Below are 19,103 nucleotides of genomic sequence, written 5' to 3' on the forward strand. Positions count from 1 at the left end.
GTCAGCCCTCGGCGCCGGAGAGGCAGCGACCCAGGAACTCCTCCAGCGGCCGCACGTGGACCTCGGGCCGGTCCCACTGGTTCTCCAGGTTCTCGGCGAGGTGGTGCGTGCTGATCAGCGTGCCGTCGCGATGGAAACGGACGACCGGGTGCAGGTACGCCGCGTCGTGCGCCTGCCCCACGACGTCCTGGGCCACGCGGGTCACAGTGACGTCGAACGGGTCGACCTGGTCGTGGTCCGGGCCGTACTCCAGAGTGATCACGAACGCCCGGTCGTAGTCGTGCTCGGCGGTGCGCAGGCCGGTCGACACGAAGTAGTCCACCGGCACCTCCTCGTGGTAGCGGGCCTCGGGTCCGGCGACGGTGAGCACGTCGGCGAGGAACCCGAACTGCTGCCACAGGGCCGAGGTGCGGTTGATCCGCCCGATGACGGCAGCGGTCAGGGCCGCCGGCTCGACGGCGAGCGGGACCGACGGCCAGGCCGTGGCGTCGTAGCGGCGGGAGAGGATCCGGTGCAGTGCGCGCACGGAGTAGCGGAAGCCGTGCACGAAACCGCTCGTGGACTTCCTGAAGTCGCGCTCCTGGGAGATCGTCCCGGCGAAGAACAGCCCCGGGACGTTCACCGACTCCCATGCTTCGGTCTGTGCCGGGAACCGGTCCCTGATGGCGAGCTGGGGCCGGGCCGAGGCGTCGAAGATCGAGTCGTCGAAACGGAATCCCGTACACGCCAGCACCCGGTCGTAGTGCAGTTCCTTCACCACCTCGTTCGCCCGCGAGAAGCTGAACGCGACCTTGTAGCCCGTGCCGTCGCGCTCGATGCTCTGGACCGTGCCGTCGAGGATCGCGTTCGCCGACTTGAGCTGATAGGTGTCGAGGAAGTTGTTGTTCACCGCGCGCAGGTGCCCGACGTAGTGGGTGCGCCACGCCATCCGGACCGAGCTGGGCCCCGCGACGTGGATCAGTGTCGTGGTCTCCATGAGGTTCTCGGCGGTCTCGAAGGCCGAGTTGCCCTTGCCGATGATCAGCACCTTCTGGTCGAGATAGTCACGTGGCTCGACGCTCATCACGTCGTACCCCTCGGCCAGCTCGAATCCGGGGATGTCCGGCTCGTAGGTCTTCGACACGCCGGTGGCGACGATCACCGCGCGGGCCTCCCAGCGCTTGTCGCCGGCCTCGACGGTGAACACGCCGTCGTGCGTGGACACCCGGGTCACCCGCGTGCCGTACCTGACCCTGACGCCGGTCTTCGCCGCGAAGTCCGCGAGGTATCGCACCATCACGTCGGCGTCGGGGAAGTACCGCTCGGTGTACTGGGTGAACAGCAGCGCCGGGTCGTCGGTGAGCAGGGAATTCCAGTCGAGCCGCAGATTCAGCTCGGGGTCGTCGGTGCCCGTGTGCGGTTTGTTGATCGAGATGAGTTGGCGGTGCCGCGGATAGGTGGCGAAGAACGCCCCCGGCCCGTCGGCGCCCTCCAGCACCAGATAGTCACGCCTGCCCTCGGCCTCGAGTAGGGCTGCGAGTTGAAGACCGGCCGGACCGGCCCCGATGATCAGGTAATCAAGCGTCACGGCGCTCACCGTACGAGCCGGAAATCAGAGAGATTTCAAGCTCTTCCAGAATTGCGGCTGCCCTTCGCACGTCTCCGTCGAGCGGCCGGTCCGGGTCGATCGGGGGGATCTCCTCCAAGGCTCGCAGGGTGCGGTCACAGCCCACCGCCGTGGGCCGGCGCGCCCCCACGTGCACTGCCTGGCGCAGCCCGAGCCCGAGCGAACCGGTGATCAGGCGCAGCAGCTCCGCCTGGTCCAGGGCGCGGAGAGCGGCCTGCGTGCCGAGCGGGATGACGTCCTGGTTGTGCAGGTTGGTGGGGAGGCTCTGCATGCTTGCCGGCACGCAGTCGCGCCTGATCTCGGCGATGAGCGCCGTCGACGCGAGCTGTACGCCCTGCAGCCCGTGCTGCTGACCTGGTCCCGCCGCGAGCATCGGCGGCAGTCCGCCGTTGCGCCCGGGATCCACGAGCAGGTCGAGTTGGCGCTCGGCGAGGTTGCCGACCTGGGCGATCACCATGGACAGGACGTCGGCGGCGAACGCGGCGGGTTGGCCGAAGAAGTTGCCGCCGTGCACGACCTTGTCGTCGGCCGGGAAGAACAGCGGGTTGTCGCTCACCCCGCCGAGGTCCGCCGCCACGACGCCGTCGACGTAGCGCAGGGCGTCCTCGGCCGCGCCGAGTAACTGCGGCGCGCAGCGGATGCTGTAGGGCTCCTGCAGGGGTCTCGTGCCGGACTGTCGCAGGCCGGCGGAGGCCGCCCGCATCGCGGCGCCGACCACGACGGCGCCCGGGTGGCCGTAGGCGGCGAGGAGGGCGGGATCGAGGAACTGCGGATCGCTGCCGAGCAGGTCGGCGAGCAGGCAGCTCAGCGTCTGCACCACGCGGTGCGAGGCGCGCACCCGGCCCAGGGCGAGGGCCAGCGCCGCCGTGGTGAGCGACGTGCCGTTGACCAGGGCGAGCGCATCCCGGCCGTCGAGCGGCATCGGCTCCAGGCCGGCCTTCGTCAGGGCATCCCCGGCGGGCATCCGGACGCCGTCCACGTAGGCGTGTCCGCGGCCGCGCAGCGCCTGGGCGGCGGCGCCGAGCGGGATCAGGTCACCGCTGGCTCCCACCGAGCCGAGCCGGGGCATCGCCGGGGTGAACGTCGTGCCGAGCATTGCCGCGAGCGCGTCGATCACGTGCGGCGAGACCCCCGACGCGCCCTGGGCCAGGGACCAGGCACGGACCAGCAGCGTCGCGCGCACGACATCCGGAGCGAGGTCCGGGCCCTGGCCCGCCCCGAGGTGGGCGAGGGTGTTGTCGGCCTGGTCGCGCTGGTCGGCTCGGCCCGCGTAGCCGACCAGCGCCCCGAAGCCGGTGGTGGCGCCGTAGATCGCCCGGTCGTCGCCGAGCGCCTTGCCGAGGAACGTGCGGCCGGTCGCCACCCGGTTCCGCACCTCGTCGCCGATCACGACAGTGACCGGGCCCGCCGCGACGCGCAGGTCGGCGAGGCGCAGGGGTGCTGCCAGATCCACCTCAATCGTCATGGGAGCGGATGCTAGAGGCGCTTTCTCAGAGCGCTCTGAAATCGCCTCAGTAAATTGCGGCGCATGACGCACGATTGCCTGATCATTGGAGCCGGGCCGGCCGGCCTGCAGCTCGCGGCCCTGCTCGAGCGCGACGGTCACGACTACGTGGTGCTGGAGAGCGGCCCACGGGCTGGCACATTCTTCGAGACCTATCCGCGGCATCGCCAGCTGATCTCGATCAACAAGGTGTGGACCGGGTCCGGGGATCCGGAGTTCAATCTGCGGTCGGACTGGAACTCGTTGCTGACCGACGATCCGGCGCTGCTCTTCAAGTACTACAGCACGCGTTACTTCCCGGTCGCGGACGACCTCGTGCGTTATCTCGCCGACTTTGCCCGGGGTCTGAACGTCGTTTACGACACCCGGGTGACCTCGGTGTCGAAGACCGGCGACGTGTTCACCGTGCAGGCCGACGACCACAGCTGGGCGGCACGGAGAGTCGTCGTCGCCACCGGCGTCTCCCAGCTCTACGTGCCGCCGATCGAGGGCGCGGACCTGGCCGAGCGCTACGACACGGTCAGCGTCGAACCCGTCGACTTCGTCAATCAGCGTGTGTTGATCATCGGCAAGGGCAATTCGGCCTTCGAGACCGCTGACGCGCTCATCGAGACCGCGGCCACGATTCACGTCGCCGGGCCGCACTCCATCAAGCTGGCCTGGCAGTCCCATTACGTCGGGCACCTGCGCGCGGTGAACAACAACTTCCTGGACACCTATCAGCTGAAGTCACAGAACGCCGTCCTGGACGGCACTGTGGAGCAGATCAGCCGGCGGGAGGGCGGCGGGTTCCGGGTGCTTTTCCGGTACGCCCGGACGGTCGAGAATCTGCGCGAGCTTGAGTACGACAGGGTCATCCTCTGCACCGGATTCCGCTTCGACGCGTCCATCTTCGCCGAGTCGGCCCGGCCGGAGCTGGCCATCCGGGATCGGTTCCCGGCGCAGACGCCGGCCTTTGAGTCGGTGAACGTCCCCGGTCTCTACTTCGCGGGCACCCTCAGCCAGCAGCGTGATTTCAAGAAGTCCACGAACGGCTTCATCCACGGCTTCCGCTATGCCACCCGCGCGCTGCACCACATCCTCCGCGAGCGGCACCACGGGCAGCCCTGGCCGTCCCGGCGGATCGCCTCGACGCCGGAGGCGATCGCCGACTCGATCATCGCCCGGATCAACGTGACCTCGGCGCTGTGGCAGCAGTTCTCGGTGCTCGGCGATGTCATCACTGTCGAGGGCGAAGCCGCCCACTACCGCGAGGAGGTGCCGGTCGCCTATCTGCGGGAGGCGGAGCCGGACGTGTTCGCGTTCCTGATCACCCTGGAGTACGGCCCCGACCACGACCAGGTCGACCCGTTCGACATCACGGTGCCGCGTCCGGCCGAGAACGACGCGAACGCCGCGCACGACGCCAGCTATCTCCACCCCGTCGTGCGGGTGCTGCGCGACGGGCAGGTCGTCGCCGAGCACCACCTCGCGGAGAACCTGGAGAACCAGTGGGACCTGCCGACCGTGCACCGGCAGCCCCTGGAGGTCTTCGTCAAGGGCATCCTCGCCGATGCCCGCTGACCTCTGGCCGCAGCCCGTCCTCGACCTCCTGGCCGCCGGCGGGGACCGACCGGTCTTCGAGGACGGACCGACCGTCACTACCGCATCGGCGATGGCGGGTCTGATCCGGCGCGTCGCGGCCGGGCTGCGCTCGTCCGGCGCGGGGCCGGGAGTGGGTGTCACGCTCGAACTGCCGGTCACCGCCGCCGCCTTCGCCGCCACGATGGCCGCCTTCGCCGTCGGAGCGCGGGTGTCCGGGTGGCGTGCCGATCTGAGCCCGGCACAGCTGGCCGGCTCCCTCCTTGTCGACTCGACTCGGTTGGCCTCGCTCGTCGAGCATCCCGACGACGGGTTGCCACTTGTCGCGGCGGGACGGGCCGCGGACCCCGCGCGGATCGTCTGGACCAGCGGGAGCACGGGAACACCGAAGGGGGTGGTGCAGACCTATGCGGCAATGTCGGCGGCCTGGGTCGCGTACCCGGACCGGTGGCCTCCGGCCATCACCGACCTGGCCACCCGGATGCAGCGCTACCTGGTCTTCGGCTCACTGGCCAGTCAGGTGATGCTGGAGTACGGCGTCCTCGCCCTCGCGGCGGGCGGCACCCTCGTCGTGGCGCCCCGGCCGGTCTTCCCGGATGCCCTTGTCGACCAGCGGGCCACGGCGAGCGTGATCACCGTCGGCAAGCTGCACCAGCTGATCCGGGACCAGCGCTCCCACCCGGTGGACCTGCGTCACCTGCGGGCGCTGATGGTCTCCGGGTCGCCACTCGCGCCGGGCCGGCTGGCGGAGGCGCTCGACGTGCTGGGTCCGGTGCTCTTCCACGGGTACGGGCAGACCGAGACGTCGATGATCTCCATGGTGACCCCCGCCGAGATGGTGGCCGACGCGGCCACGCTCGCCACTGTCGGTCGTCCGGCCGTGGACGTCTCCCTTCGCGACGGGGAGATCTACGTCCGCACCCCCGCGCAGGCATCCGCTTACTGGCAGGACCCGGACGAGTCGGCCGAGGTGTTCGTGGACGGCTGGGTGCGTACCCGTGACCTGGGGGAGCTCGACGCCGACGGATACCTGCGGCTGCTCGGGCGCGTGCGGGACGTGATCATCGTCAACGCGCAGCTGGTTTACGCCGGGCCGGTGGAACGGGCGCTCGCCGCCGATGCCGCGGTCGCCGAGGCGTACGTCGTCGGGCGTCCGGACGAGGTGACCGGCGAGGCCGTGCACGCCTTCGTGGTGCCGGTGGCCGGGAGAACGCCCGACCCGGACGTGTTGCGCACGCTGGTGGCCGTCCGGGTGAACGATCACGCGGTGCCGCGAACCGTCACGGTCATCGATCGGGTCCCGCTCGCGCCGAGCGGCAAACCGGACAAGACCCAACTCGCACAGCTCCGTGAACCCGCCGATCGCGCCGCGGCCGCCGTCGACCGGGAACGATGACCGGAGCGGACGTCGAACCTTTGCCGCCCGTCCGCCGTACCAGTGGGTGGAGGTCATCCTCATGCCCGTACGCCGGCTCTTCGCCCTGGTGCTTGTCGTCGCCGCGACCGTGCCGTTGGCAGCCACGCCCGCCGCCGCCCACGGCGCCCCCACCGACCCCGTCAGCCGGGCGGCTGCCTGCGGGCCCGAGGGCCGGTACGCGGCCACCGCCGCCTGCCGGGCCGCCGTCGAAGCGGGCGCGGCCGTCCGGGAATGGGACAACGTGCGGGTCGCCGCGATCAACGGGCGGGACCGGGAGCGGATCCCGGACGGTGAGTTGTGCAGCGGTGGGCTGTCCGCGTACCGGGGACTTGACCTGCCCCGCACCGACTGGCCGGCCACCGACCTGACGGCGGGCGCGACGTTCACCTTCCGGTACCGGACCACCATCGAGCACCGGGGCGCCTTCCGGCTCTACGTCACCAGGCCCGGGTACGACCCGAAAGCGCCGTTGACCTGGTCGGACCTGGAGACACGCCCGTTTCTGACGCTCACCGACCCGCCGGTGCGGGCCGGGGCGTACCAGTTGGCGGGCCGGCTGCCGGCGGGCCGTACGGGCCGACACCTGATCTACACGATCTGGCAGAACTCCAGCACCCCGGACACCTACTACTCCTGCTCGGACGTGGTGTTCCGTGGCGCCAAGGCCACCGCCACCCCGTCGAAGGTCGCCGCGACGAAGAGCGCGCCGCGTACCGCTGCGAGTGCGCCGGCGACAAGCGGCGCGGCAGTGGCGGCGGCGGCCGACCCGGGCGTGCCGGTGGCGTCGGTGACCGACCTCGGCGGGCGGTGGCCGGTGCTGGCCGGCGCCGCCGTCGTGCTGCTCCTGGTGCTGCTTGTCGGCGCGGGCCGGCGACACCGCACGGCAGCGGCCCCGGTGGGCCGTCAGTGCGAGGTACGCAACCACCGGGCCGGGCGGCGCCGGATCTGGTGACCCGGCCCGCCCGTTCCGGTCAGCCCAGCAGGCCGTCGATCTCGGCCAGCTCGTCGGCGGTGAAGTCGAGGTTGTCGAGCGCGGCGATGTTCGTCTCCAACTGCGCGACGCTGCTCGCCCCGATGATCAGGCTGGTCATCCGCGGGTCCCGCAGCGCCCAGGCGAGCGCGAGCTGGGCGAGGGACTGGCCGCGCCGCTCGGCGACCGCGCCGAGCCCGCGGATGGTGGCCATCTTCTCCTCGCTGAGGTCGCTCTCGTTGAGGAAGACACTCGTGCGTACCCGCGAGTCGGCCGGGATGCCGCCCAGGTAGCGGTCGGTAAGCAGGCCCTGGGCCAGCGGGCTGTACGCGATGCAACCCGCCCCGACCTGCTCCAGCGTGTCGAGCAGGCCGTCGGACTCGGTCCACCGGTTGAGCATCGAGTACGACGGCTGGTTGATCAGCAGCGGTGTGCCCAGGTCGCGCAGGATCGCGGCGGCCCGTGCGGTCTGCTCGGAGTTGTAGTTCGAGATGCCCACGTAGAGCGCCTTGCCGGAGCGGACGACGGCGTCCAGCGCGCCCATCGTCTCCTCCAGCGGGGTGTCCGGGTCGAACCGGTGCGAGTAGAAGATGTCGACGTAGTCGAGTCCCATCCGGCCCAGCGACTGGTCCAGCGACGAGATCAGGTTCTTCCGCGAGCCCCACTCGCCGTACGGGCCGGGCCACATCAGGTAGCCGGCCTTGCTGGAGATGACGAGCTCGTCCCGGTACGCCCGCAGGTCGGTGGCGAGCAGCCGGCCGAAGTTCTCCTCCGCGGAGCCGGGCGGCGGCCCGTAGTTGTTGGCCAGGTCGAAGTGGGTGACCCCCAGGTCGAAGGCGCGCCGGACGATGTCGCGCTGCCTGTCGAACGGGCGGTCCGGGCCGAAGTTGTGCCACAGGCCGAGGGAGACGGCGGGCAGTCGCAGGCCACTGCGTCCGCTGCGCCGGTAGGTCATTGTGTCGTAGCGGTCATCCGCGGCGAGGTAGGTCACGATCATGAGCCTAGCTCCGGCCGGCGGTACCCCGGATCAGGCGTGCGAATCAGGACAGCGGGGTAGTTTCGACGCCATGCGGTTCATCGCCCTCGACACGCCCAAACCGTTGTCCAGGATCGGGTTGGGCACCTGGCAGTTCGGCTCCCGCGAGTGGGGCTACGGCCCGGGCTTCGAGCAGCGGGCGGCGCAGATCGTCCGGCGGGCCGTCGAGCTGGGCGTGACAGTCTTCGACACCGCGGAGATCTACGGCTTCGGGCGCAGCGAGCGGATCCTCGGCGCGGCGCTCGGCGACGACCGGGCCAAGGTCGTGGTCGCCAGCAAGATCCTGCCGGTCCTGCCGGTGGCGGCGGTGGTGCAGCAACGGGCGGTCGCCTCGGCGGCCCGGCTCGGGGTCACCAGCATCGACCTCTACCAGGTGCACCAACCCCACCCGCTCGTCGCCGACCACACCACGATGCGGGGCATGCGGGTGTTGCAGGACGTCGGGCTGGTCGGCGAGGTCGGGGTGAGCAACTACGGGCTGCGTCGCTGGCAGGTCGCCGAGGCCGCGCTCGGCCGGCGGGTGCTCAGCAACCAGGTCCGCTACAGCATGCTGGACCGCGCCCCCGAACAGGACCTGCTGCCGTACGCGCGGCAGGCCGGGCGGGTGGTCATCGCGTACAGCCCGCTGGCGCAGGGCTTCCTCTCCGGCCGGTACGACGCGCAGCACCCGCCGAGCGGCGCGGTGCGGCGGGCCAACCCGTACTTCCTGCCGGAGAACCTGGCACGTGGCGCGGTCCTGATCGACACCCTGCGCCAGGTGGCCGACGCCCACGACGCCACCCCCAGCCAGATCGCGCTCGCCTACCTGCTGCACCACCCGAACGTGCTCGCCATCCCCGGAGCGTCCGGGGTGGAGCAGATGGAACGCAACGCCGCAGCCGCGGACATCGACCTCGCCGACGACGAGTACGCGGCGCTGGCCGAGGCCGCGAAACGCTTCCGACCGGTCACCGGACTCGCCGCGATGCCCCGCATGCTGCGTGCCCGGTTCGCCGGCCCGACAGGAAAGTGAGCACAGTGGACGACATCACCGCACTGATCCTGGACGACCACGCCGCCTTCCGGCGCGGCTTCGCCCGCCTCGACGACGCCCGCGACGAGCAGGAGCTGCTCGCCATCTGGGACGCCCTCGCCCTGCACCTGGACATCCACGCCGAGGCGGAGGAGGCGATCCTCTACCCGCACCTGGTCAAGCACGGCGACGACGGCGAGGACGAGACCGCCGACGCGATCGGCGACCACAACAAGATCCGCGACGCCGTCGCCGAGGCGAAGCTGCACCCGGTCGGCTCGGAACAGTGGTGGGCGGCGGTCGGCACGGCCCGCCGGGAGAACAGCGAACACCTCGCCGAGGAAGAGGACGAGGCGCTGCCCGACTTCCGTCGGCACGCCAGCACCGAACTCCGCGCCGAGCTGGGCCAACGCTGGCTCACCTTCTACGGCGAGCACAAGAACGGCCGCAACCTTCCGTTCCGCGACAAGGACCCACAGCAGTACGTCGCCGACCACCGCTGAGATCTCCCCGGCACGGGGGATTCGCGGCGCCCGATTCCGCCCGCAGAATGACGAGGTGACCCTCCGAGCCGCGCTGGCCCCGCTGGTCGCCGGCAGCACCTGGCGACGCGGCGTGTTCCTGCTGCTCGGCGGAGTGCTGGCGCTGCCGTACGGGCTGCTCGCGGTGACCTTCGCCCAACTGCTCGGCGACTCGGAGATCCCCCGCTCCCTGACGTACGCGCTGCTGGTGATTGCGGCGTTGATCGCCGTGGTGCCGCTGCTGCTGGACGGCAGCCGGGCCCTGGAGATCGCCGCCGTGCGGGGGTTGCTCGGCGTCGACCTGCCCGAGCCGGCGCTGGGGCATCGCGGCGACCGGGAAACCCGACTGCGCAGCGCGCTCTGGATCTCCACCCACCTCATCGTCGGGGCGCTGGTGATGATCACGCTGTTCAGCGCCCTGCCGATGGCGCTGGCCTTCATCGCCCAGCAGTTCGGCATCGGCGTCGAGCTGACCAGCCGGGAACGGTTCGGACCACTGGACGGGCGGGACAGCGGCTGGCTGACAGTGACCGGGGTGGCGATGCTCGTCGGTCTCGGCTACGCCGTCGCGGGGCTCGGCGCGCTGGCCGGCTCGATGGCGCCGGTGCTGCTCGGTCCCGCGCAGGCGGAGCGGATCGCCGCCCTGGAGGCGCAGGCCACCCGGCTCGCCGAACGCAACCGGCTGGCCCGGGAGCTGCACGACTCGATCGGGCACGCGTTGACAGTGGCCACCCTCCAGGCCGGGGCGGCCCGCGAGGTACTCGACACCGACCGGGAGTTCGTCCGACGGGCGCTCAGCGCCATCGAGGAGACCGGGCGAACCGCGATGGACGAGCTGGACCACGTGCTCGGGCTGCTCCGGGAAACCGGCACCACCCGCCCGGTGGTGGCGCCGCAGCGTACCCTCGCCGACCTGGACCGATTGGTCAGCGACGCCCGCGCGGCCGGGCTGGCGGTGCACGCACACCGCGGCGGCGACCCGGCGCGGGTGCCCGCGGTGGTCTCCCGGGAGGGCTACCGGATCGTCCAGGAGGGCCTGACCAACGCCGCCCGGTACGGCCACGGGCCGGTGACGCTGCGGCTCGACCTGCACCCGGGAGCGCTGGAACTGGAGCTGGTCAACGCTGTGGGCCGCCCCGGACGGGCCGACCCGGGTCGGTGCGGCCGAGGAATCGACGGGATGCGGGAACGGGTGCTGCTGCTCGGCGGCCGGATCACCGTGGGCCCCGACGGCGACCGCTGGCTGATCCGGGCCCGTCTGCCGTACGAGGAGGAGACATGACCACCGGGGTGCTGATCGTCGACGACGACGAGTTGATCCGGGTGGGGCTGCGAGCCATCATCGACGCCCAACCCGACCTGCGGGTGCTCGCCGAAGCCGCCGACGGCGCCGAGGTGCCGCCGCTTGTCGCCCGGCACCGGCCGGACGTGGTGCTGATGGATGTGCGGATGCCCAGCATCGACGGCATCCAGGCCACCCGGCACCTGCTCGCCACCTCCGCCAACCCGCCCCGGGTGCTGGTGGTCACCACGTTCGCCAACGACGAGTACGTCTACGAGGCGTTGCGCGCGGGAGCCTCGGGTTTCCTGCTCAAACGGGCCCGACCCGCCGAGGTGGTGGAGGCGGTCCGGGTGGTCGCGGCGGGAGAGTCGCTGCTCTTCCCGGCCGCGATCCGTCAGCTCGTCGGGGCGTACGGACCGGTGGGCGGCGATCAGCTGCGCGCCGCCCGACTCACCGAGCGGGAGGCCGAGGTGCTGCGGTTGATGACCACCGGCCGGTCCAACCCGGAGATCGCCGCCCACCTGGTGGTCGGGGTGGAGACCGTCAAGACGCACGTCGGCAACGTGCTCGCCAAACTGGGTGCCCGCGACCGCACCCAGGCGGTGATCGCCGCCTACGAGTCCGGGTTCGTCACCCCGTCCGGCTGATCGGTCCCTCGACCGGGGGAGCGGCTTCACCGCCGGCCGGGAGGGAACCAGGCGGGTGTCCGGCGAGGCTGAGACCATGACAACGATCACTGCCTCCCCGGCCCGTACCGACTCCCGCTGGCCCGATCGGCTCGGCCCACTGGCCGCCGGCTGGCTCGGCCTGTGGGGCGTACTCGCCCTGCTCAGCGTGCTCACCGGCGCGGGCTACCCGCTCGGCCCGAACGACGGGAACGGCGGCGAGGTCAGCCTGCTGCGCCTGGTGCCGGTGGAGCTGGCCGTCCCGCTCTTCGCCGGCACGCTGCTGACCGCCGCGGTGGCCGTACTGGCCATGAGCCGCCCGGCGGTACGCCCACCCGGCCCGCTGCGGGCGCTGCTCGCCGGCTACGGCTGGGCGGTGGCCTTCGTCCTGGCCGTGGTCGTGCCGGACGTCCGGGTGCTGATCGTCCTCGGCTACCTGCCGATACTGATCGTCGGAGCGCCGTTCGGCTGGCCGCCGGTCGACTACTCCGACATCTTCACCTGGGCGCTGTTCGCCCGGTTCGCCGCGCTGGCCGGCGGGTTGCTGCTCGCCGGGGCGGTGCTCGCCTGGCAGCGCCGCACCGCTGCGGCCTGCGTCGGCTGCGGTCGCGGGGACACCGACCGGGGTTGGACCACAGCGGCCGCCGCCGCGCGCTGGGGCCGGTGGGCCGCCGGCATCGCCGCCGTCATCCCGCTGACGTACGCGCTGACCCGGTTCGCCTGGGCGGCCGGCATCCCGGTCGGCATCTCCCGGGAGTTCCTGACCGAGATGCAGGTCAGCGGGATGGTGTGGGCCGGGTTCGGGTTGGCCGCGTTCGCCACCGTCGGCGCGGTCCTCACCCTCGGCCTGGTGCAGCGCTGGGGCGAGCGCTTCCCGAGTTGGATGGTCGGGCTCGCCGGTCGCCGGGTGCCGGTGAAGCTGGCGGTGGTGCCGGCCACCCTGGTCGCCATCGCGGTGACCGCCGCCAGCCTGGGGCTGCTGAGCAACCCCAGGTTCTGGGAGCTCACCGGCGGCGGGGTCAGCCTGACCGGGGCGCCGATGCTGCTCTGGCCGCTGTGGGGCGTGGCGCTCGGCGCGGCCACGTACGCGTACCACCTGCGCCGCCGCGGAACCTGCCGACGCTGTGGCCGGGGTTGAGGGTGGGAGTGGGGGTGCCCCCCGATGCCCGGGGCACCCCGGCGAATGTGAGCTAGCGTGGGGCGGGTGACTGCGCCTAACCCGGTAATCCCGGTTCCACCGGCCGACCTGCCCGGCACGCTCGGCGCGCTGCGGGCGGCCGGTCACCAGTACCGCACCGTCAAGCAGGAACTCCGCGACAACCTCCTCGCCCGGATGCGCTCCGGCGAGACCCGTTTCCCCGGCATCGTCGGCTACGACGACAGCGTGCTGCCCGAGGTCGAGCGGGCCCTGCTCGCCGGCCACGACATGGTGCTGCTCGGCGAGCGCGGCCAGGGCAAGACCCGACTGATCCGCTCGCTGGGCGCGCTGCTCGACGAGTGGACGCCGGTCATCGTGGGCTCGGTGCTCAACGAGCACCCGATGCACCCGCTCACCCCGGCGTCCCGTGCCCAGGTCGCCGAGGCCGGCGACGACCTGCCGATCGGCTGGTTGCACCGCTCCATGCGCTACGGCGAGAAGCTCGCCACCCCGGACACCAGCGTCGGCGACCTGATCGGTGACGTCGACCCGATCCGGATCGCCCAGGGCCGCACCCTCGGCGACCCGGAGACCATCCACTTCGGGTTGGTGCCGCGCACCAACCGGGGCATCTTCGCCGTCAACGAGCTGCCCGACCTGGCCGAACGCATCCAGGTGGCACTGCTCAACGTGCTGGAGGAGCGGGACATCCAGGTCCGTGGCTACCAGCTGCGGCTGCCGCTGGACCTGCTCCTGGTGGCCAGCGCCAACCCGGACGACTACACCAACCGGGGCCGGATCATCACCCCGCTCAAGGACCGGTTCGGCGCGGAGATCCGCACCCACTACCCGGTGGACCTGGAGTTGGAGCTGGCGTTGATCCGGCAGGAGGCCGACCTGGTCGCCGCCGTGCCGGAGCACGTCCTGGAGGTGCTGGCCCGTTTCGCCCGCGCGGTCCGGGAGTCGCCCTCGGTGGACCCGCGTTCGGGTGTCTCCGCCCGGTTCGCCATCGCCGCCGCCGAGACGGTCGCCGGTGCCGCGCTGCGCCGCGCCGGGCTGCTCGCCGCGACCGGCAGCCCGCAGGACCGCCCCGAGGCGGCGGTGGCCCGGGTCGGCGACGCCGTGTCGGTGACCAGCACCCTGCGCGGCAAGGTGGAGTTCGAGTCCGGCGAGGAGGGGCGGGAGATCGAGATCCTCGCCCACCTGCTGCGGACCGCGACCGCCGAGACGTTCCGGGCGCACCTGGCCGGGCTGGACCTGTCCGGCTTCACCGCCCTTGTCGAGGACGGCGCGGCCATCGAGACCGGCGAGCTGGTCAGCGCCGCCGAGCTGCTGCGCCAGGTCGGCACCGTACCCGGGCTGGCGAAGGTCCTCGACCGGCTCGGCCTGGGCGACGCGCCCACCCCGGAGGAAGCGGCGGCTGCCGTCGAGTTCGTGCTGGAGGGGCTGCATCTGACCCGCCGGCTGGGCAAGGACGTCACCGACTCGGGGCGCACCGTCTACGGCGGCCGGGGCTGACCATGGCCGGCAACCGGTTCCGGTACGGGCAGTGGACCGGCGGGCCCGACCCGCTGGCACCCCCGTACGACGTACGTGAAGCGGTCGACCTGGTCGGCGCCGAGGTGCTGGCCGGCGGCAGCCTGCGGGAGGCGCTGCGGGACCTGCTGCGGCGTGGTCCGCAGGGGCGGGGCGGGCTGGACGACCTGGCCGCCCGCGCTCGGCGGCTGCGTCGGGAGGCGCTCCGCCGGGGCGACCTGGACGGCGCGGTGACCAGGGCGCGGGCCCTGCTCGACCAGGCTCTCGCCGCCGAGCGGGACGAATTGCGCGGCCGGGACGACGACGGCGCGCGGTTCGCCGAGTCGGTGCTGGACAACCTGCCCCGCTCGACCGCGCGGGCGGTGGAGGAGCTGTCCGGCTACCAGTGGGCCAGCGAGGAGGCCCGCCGGTCGTACCAGCAGATCCTCGACCAGCTCCGGGACGACGTGCTCGGTCAGCGCTTCGCGGGGTTGCGCGACGCGGTGCGGGCATCCGCCGACCCGGCCGCCCAACAGCGGCTGGCCGAGATGATGGGCGACCTGAACGACCTGTTGGCCCGGCACGGCCGCGCGGAGGACACCACCGACGCGTTCGCCGAGTTCATGCGCCGGCACGGCGACTTCTTCCCGGAGCAGCCGGAGACCGTCGACGAGCTGATCGACGTGCTCGCGCGTCGCTCGGCGGCCGGCGAGCGGCTGATGAACTCGCTCTCCGACCGGCAGCGCGCCGAGCTGGCCGGTCTGATGCAGCAGTCGCTCGGTGACCGTCTCGCGGGGGAGTTGTCCGCGCTGGACGCCAACCTGCGGGCGCTGCGCCCGGATCTGCGCTGGGGGCGCGGCGAGCGGGTCCGGGGCGACCAGCCGCTGGACTACGCCGACGCGGCCGGCGCGCTGGGTGAGATCGGCGAGCTGGACGACCTGCTGGACCAGCTCGACCAGGAACATCCGGGAGCCACGCTGGACGACGTGGATGTCGACGCGGTCGCCCGCACGCTGGGCCGGGAGGCGGCCGACGACGTGCGCCGGCTGCGGGATCTGGAGCGGGAGCTACGCCGGCAGGGCTGGGTGGGCCGGGACGCGGAGGGGCTCACGTTGAGCCCGAAGGCGCTGCGCCGGCTCGGCGGGACCGCGCTGCGACGGGTCTTCGCCGACCTGACGGCCGGCCCGCGCGGGCAGCACGACCTGCGCTCGGCGGGGGCCGCCGGCGAGGTCAGCGGTGGGTCCAGACCCTGGGAGTACGGCGACGAGCAACCGCTGGACGTGGTCCGGACGCTGACCCGGGCGGTCCGCCGGGCCGGGCCGACGGTTCCGGTGCAGCTCACGGTGGACGACTTCGAGGTGGTGGAGACCGAGAAGCGGGCCTCGGCGGCGGTGGTGCTCTGCGTCGACCTGTCGTACTCGATGATCTCGCAGGGTCGTTGGGGGCCGATGAAGCAGACGGCGCTGGCGCTGGCGCACCTCATGGAGACCCGTTTCCCGCAGGACGCCCTGCAGATCGTGGGCTTCGGCCGGGAGGCGATGGCGCTCACCCAGCAGGAGTTGGCCGCCGTCGAGCCGGACGGTGAGCAGGGCACCAACCTCCAGCACGCGCTGCGGTTGGCCGGTCGGCACCTGCGCCGACACCCGGACGCCGAACCGGTGGTCCTGGTGGTCACCGACGGGGAGCCCACGGCCCACCTGGACCCGGACGACGGGGAGGCGCTGTTCCACTGGCCGCCGCTGCCGGAGACGATCGAGGCGACGGTCCGGGAGGTGGACCGGCTGAGTCGCTACGGCGCCACGCTCAACCTGTTCATGCTCGGCGACGATCCGGGCCTGCGGCGCTTCGTCGACGCGGTGGCCCGCCGCAGCCGTGGCCGCATGTTCACGCCCGACACCGACGACCTGGGCGAGTACGTGGTCAGCGACTACCTCCGCTCCCGCCAATCCCGCCGCTAACGTCCCGCCGGGCAGGTTGACTGGGGGCATGGAGAGTGGAGGGCTGCGGCGGGCCTATGACGGGGTGTTCGTCGAGCTTGACGCGGGCAAGTTCGGGACCGCTCCGGCGGGGCAGCTCAGCGCCGAGCAGATCGTCGCCCACCTGGTCGCCAACGACGAGCTGATGATCCAGGCCACCGAGGCGCTGCTGGCCGGGTCGCCGTTCGCCTACTACGAGCTGGAGGAGGACATCCACCGTCCACAGCTCGACGCGCTGGCCGCCGAGCAGGGCGGTCTGCGGGGGCTTACCGCTCTGCTGCACGGCACCAGCGACCGGCTGTGCGGGCTCGTCGACCAGCTGGGCCTGGCGGCGGAGACCCCGGTCGAGACCCACCTGCGGGAGGGCTTCGACCTCATCGTGGACGAACCGCTGCCCTGGTCCCGCACGCTGGACCTGCACACCCGGGTCCACCTGCCCAAGCACCAGGCCCAGCTCCAGATGCTCCGCGCCTGAGTCGACCCGGCGGCTGCGGGTGGCTCAGGTGTCGATCAGCTCGGGGCGGGGGTGGAAGGTGCGGCGGTAGGTCGAGGGCGCCACGCCGATGCGTTGGTGGAGTTGCTGACGCAGGGCGGCGGTGGTGCCGAAACCCGCGCGGTGAGCGATCTGGTCGACGGTGAGGTCGGTCGTCTCCAGCAGCAGTCGGGCGTGGTCGGTGCGCTGTTGCAGCAGCCACTGCGCCGGGCTCAGCCCGGTCTCCGACCGGAAGCGCCGGGTGAAGGTCCGCACGCTCATCCGCGCCTGCTCGGCCAGGTCCCGCAGGGCGATCGGCTCGTGCAGCCGCTGCCGCGCCCACTCCCGGACGCCCGCGGTGCTGGTGTCGGTGGCCTTCGGCACCGGCCGCTCGATGTACTGCGCCTGGCCGCCGTCCCGCCACGGCGGCATCACGCAACGGCGGGCCGCCCGGTTGGCCACCTCGCTGCCGTGGTCGAGGCGGATGACGTGCAGGCAGAGGTCGATGCCGGCGGCGACTCCGGCCGAGGTGAGCACCCGGTCGTCGACGATGAAGAGCACGCCCGGGTCGAGGTCCACCGCCTCGCCGTGCAGGCGACGGAACTGCTCCGTGTACGCCCAGTGGGTGGTCGCCCGACGCCCGTCGAGCAGCCCGGCGGCGGCCAGCACGAACGCCCCGGTGCAGATCGACATGATCCGGGCGCCCCGCTCGTACGCCGCCCGTAACGCCTCGGTCGCCTCCGGCTCGACGGTGCCCGAGGTCAACGCGCTGCCGGCGTGGATGCCGGGGACGATCACCGTGTCGGCGGTGTCGAGCAACTCCAGACCATGGTCGGGAAGCACCTGGAAACCGGCGGTGCTCCGCACCGGCCGCCCGCCCGGGGTGCACACCCGTACGTCGTAGAGGTGCGTGTCGTCGGCGCTGCGGGCGGTGCTGAAGACCTGCGACGGGGTGCCGAGGTCCAGGCCGACCACCTGGTCCAGGGCGAGTACGGCGATCCGGTGCGGGCGAGTCATGGCCCGATTATTGCGCATGATGGCTTTCCGGCCACTCGTCGCGGTGCACGGCCCCGCCCAGACTGGTCCCGTGACAAAGAACCGCCTCCTGCATCCCGCCTGGCTGGTCGCCGCCGTCGCTTTCGTGGCGCTGGTCGGCGCGGCCGGCTTCCGCGCCACCCCGTCGGTGCTGCTGCACCCCCTGCACGAGGAGTTCGGCTGGCCACTGGCCACCATCTCCGCCGCCGTCTCGGTCAACCTGCTGCTCTACGGGCTCACCGCGCCGTTCGCCGCCGCCCTGATGGACCGGTTCGGCATCCGCCGGGTCGTCTCGGTGGCGCTGCTGCTGGTCGCCGCCGGCAGTGGGTTGACGGTCTTCATGAGCGCCAGCTGGCAACTGCTGCTCTGCTGGGGTGTGCTGGTCGGCCTGGGCACCGGCTCGATGGCGCTGGCGTTCGTGGCCACCATCACCGGGCGCTGGTTCGTGCGCCGCAGGGGTCTCGTCACCGGAGTGCTGACCGCCGGTGGGGCGGCCGGACAGCTGGTGTTCCTGCCACTGATCGCCATCCTGGTCCGCGATCACGGCTGGCGTACCGCAGCGCTCGTCGTGGCCGGAGCCGCGCTGGCGGTCGTACCCCTTGTGGTGTGGTTGCTGCGCGAGCACCCGGCGGATCTCGGGCTGCCCGCCTACGGGGCGACCGAGGTCGTCGCGGCGCCGCCGGCCACCGGCGGCGCGGCGGCCCGGGCGCTCGGCGCGCTGGCGACGGCGGCCCGGACCCGGCCGTTCTGGCTGCTGGCCGGCGGGTTCGCGATCTGCGGTGCGACCACCAACGGCCTCGTCGGTACGCACTTCGTGCCGGCCGCGCACGACCACGGGATGGCCCAGACCACCGCGGCCGGGCTGCTCGCCCTGGTCGGGCTCTTCGACATCGTCGGGACCATCGCCTCCGGCTGGCTCACCGACCGGGTGGACAGCCGGTTGCTGCTCGGCATGTACTACGCGCTGCGGGGGGCGTCCCTGCTGGTTCTGCCGAGCCTGTTCAGCGGCAGCGCCAAGCCGAGCATGCTGGTGTTCATCATCTTCTACGGCCTGGACTGGGTGGCGACAGTGCCGCCGACGGTGGCGCTGTGCCGGGAGTACTTCGGCGGCGCTGGTGCGGTGGTGTTCGGCTGGGTGTTCGCCGCCCACCAGTTCGGCGCGGCGGTCGCCGCGACCGGTGCGGGGCTGGTGCGGGACCGACTCGGCGACTACGCGATGGCCTGGTACGTGGCCGGCGCGCTGTCGATCGGCGCGGCCGGGCTGTCGTTGCTGCTGGGTCGCCGGCCGGGCCGACCGGTGCCGGAGGCCGTGCTGGCCGCCGCGACAGCGCCGAAGGCCTGGCGGTTCCAGGGCTGAGCCGGCCCGGTTGAGG

Annotated in this window: 16 protein-coding genes; 12 read left to right on the forward strand and 4 right to left on the reverse strand. The window is 72.3% G+C overall.

Annotation, left to right across the window (positions count from 1 at the left end; all coding sequences use genetic code 11):
- Position 1: 1 nt before the first annotated feature.
- Together ACQPWW_RS05670 and ACQPWW_RS05675 are read right to left on the reverse strand one after the other, a co-directional pair.
- The gene (locus ACQPWW_RS05670) at positions 2-1,567 is read right to left on the reverse strand and encodes an FAD-dependent oxidoreductase (RefSeq protein ID WP_433129806.1); all 1,566 of its coding nucleotides are present in this window, start codon (positions 1,565-1,567) and stop codon (positions 2-4) included.
- Positions 1,557-3,071 (reverse strand): aromatic amino acid ammonia-lyase, encoded by a 1,515-nt coding sequence (locus ACQPWW_RS05675; RefSeq protein WP_433129808.1) that lies wholly within the window; start codon positions 3,069-3,071, stop codon positions 1,557-1,559. Before ACQPWW_RS05675 ends, ACQPWW_RS05670 begins: the two co-directional genes overlap by 11 nt.
- A 63-nt stretch (positions 3,072-3,134) precedes the next feature.
- On the opposite strand from ACQPWW_RS05675, the gene ACQPWW_RS05680 reads away from it, so the two are divergent.
- The 3 genes from ACQPWW_RS05680 to ACQPWW_RS05690 all read left to right on the forward strand — a co-directional run bounded on the left by ACQPWW_RS05680 (position 3,135) and on the right by ACQPWW_RS05690 (position 7,060).
- Positions 3,135-4,673, forward strand: a complete 1,539-nt coding sequence (locus ACQPWW_RS05680; protein WP_433129810.1) for an NAD(P)-binding domain-containing protein — start codon at positions 3,135-3,137, stop codon at positions 4,671-4,673.
- Positions 4,663-6,087 carry a class I adenylate-forming enzyme family protein gene (locus tag ACQPWW_RS05685; RefSeq protein WP_433129812.1) on the forward strand — a complete coding sequence of 475 codons (1,425 nt, stop codon included), beginning with the start codon at positions 4,663-4,665 and terminating at the stop codon, positions 6,085-6,087. Before ACQPWW_RS05680 ends, ACQPWW_RS05685 begins: the two co-directional genes overlap by 11 nt.
- A 61-nt stretch (positions 6,088-6,148) precedes the next feature.
- A complete protein-coding gene (locus ACQPWW_RS05690) occupies positions 6,149-7,060 on the forward strand; it encodes a lytic polysaccharide monooxygenase auxiliary activity family 9 protein (protein WP_433129814.1) in 912 nt (303 codons plus the stop codon).
- Positions 7,061-7,079: 19 nt separating this feature from the next.
- Here the strand turns inward: ACQPWW_RS05690 and mgrA are convergent, their stop codons facing one another.
- The gene (gene mgrA / locus ACQPWW_RS05695) at positions 7,080-8,075 is read right to left on the reverse strand and encodes an L-glyceraldehyde 3-phosphate reductase (protein ID WP_433129816.1); all 996 of its coding nucleotides are present in this window, start codon (positions 8,073-8,075) and stop codon (positions 7,080-7,082) included.
- Between the two features lie 70 nt (positions 8,076-8,145).
- Between mgrA and ACQPWW_RS05700 the strand changes: the two genes are divergently transcribed.
- From ACQPWW_RS05700 to ACQPWW_RS05735, 8 genes are all read left to right on the forward strand, one after another.
- Positions 8,146-9,126, forward strand: coding sequence for an aldo/keto reductase (locus tag ACQPWW_RS05700; RefSeq protein WP_433129818.1), 981 nt, complete (start codon positions 8,146-8,148; stop codon positions 9,124-9,126).
- A 5-nt stretch (positions 9,127-9,131) separates the two neighbouring features.
- A complete protein-coding gene (locus ACQPWW_RS05705) occupies positions 9,132-9,629 on the forward strand; it encodes a hemerythrin domain-containing protein (protein ID WP_433129820.1) in 498 nt (165 codons plus the stop codon).
- 55 nt (positions 9,630-9,684) lie between these two features.
- The gene (locus ACQPWW_RS05710) at positions 9,685-10,929 is read left to right on the forward strand and encodes a sensor histidine kinase (protein WP_433129822.1); all 1,245 of its coding nucleotides are present in this window, start codon (positions 9,685-9,687) and stop codon (positions 10,927-10,929) included.
- On the forward strand, positions 10,926-11,576 hold the full coding sequence (locus ACQPWW_RS05715; protein ID WP_433129824.1) for a response regulator transcription factor: 651 nt from the start codon (positions 10,926-10,928) through the stop codon (positions 11,574-11,576). The genes ACQPWW_RS05710 and ACQPWW_RS05715 overlap by 4 nt, the downstream gene beginning before the upstream one ends.
- 76 nt (positions 11,577-11,652) lie before the next feature.
- Positions 11,653-12,732: a hypothetical protein gene (locus ACQPWW_RS05720; protein ID WP_433129826.1), complete on the forward strand. Its 1,080-nt coding sequence runs from the start codon at positions 11,653-11,655 to the stop codon at positions 12,730-12,732.
- A gap of 57 nt (positions 12,733-12,789) precedes the next feature.
- Complete coding sequence (locus ACQPWW_RS05725) at positions 12,790-14,250, forward strand: sigma 54-interacting transcriptional regulator (RefSeq protein WP_433129828.1); 1,461 nt, start codon at positions 12,790-12,792, stop codon at positions 14,248-14,250.
- Positions 14,251-14,252: 2 nt separating this feature from the next.
- A complete protein-coding gene (locus ACQPWW_RS05730) occupies positions 14,253-16,205 on the forward strand; it encodes a VWA domain-containing protein (RefSeq protein WP_433129830.1) in 1,953 nt (650 codons plus the stop codon).
- 28 nt (positions 16,206-16,233) lie between these two features.
- Positions 16,234-16,698, forward strand: coding sequence for a hypothetical protein (locus ACQPWW_RS05735; protein WP_433129832.1), 465 nt, complete (start codon positions 16,234-16,236; stop codon positions 16,696-16,698).
- A 24-nt stretch (positions 16,699-16,722) separates the two neighbouring features.
- Here ACQPWW_RS05735 and ACQPWW_RS05740 read toward each other — a convergent pair whose 3' ends face one another.
- Complete coding sequence (locus tag ACQPWW_RS05740) at positions 16,723-17,730, reverse strand: GlxA family transcriptional regulator (RefSeq protein ID WP_433129834.1); 1,008 nt, start codon at positions 17,728-17,730, stop codon at positions 16,723-16,725.
- Between the two features lie 52 nt (positions 17,731-17,782).
- Here ACQPWW_RS05740 and ACQPWW_RS05745 point away from each other — a divergent pair, with 52 nt between their 5' ends.
- Positions 17,783-19,087 (forward strand): MFS transporter, encoded by a 1,305-nt coding sequence (locus ACQPWW_RS05745; RefSeq protein ID WP_433129836.1) that lies wholly within the window; start codon positions 17,783-17,785, stop codon positions 19,085-19,087.
- Positions 19,088-19,103: the final 16 nt, after the last annotated feature.

The organism is Micromonospora sp. CA-240977, from assembly GCF_050942285.1.
Taxonomy (GTDB): Bacteria; Actinomycetota; Actinomycetes; order Mycobacteriales; family Micromonosporaceae; genus Micromonospora.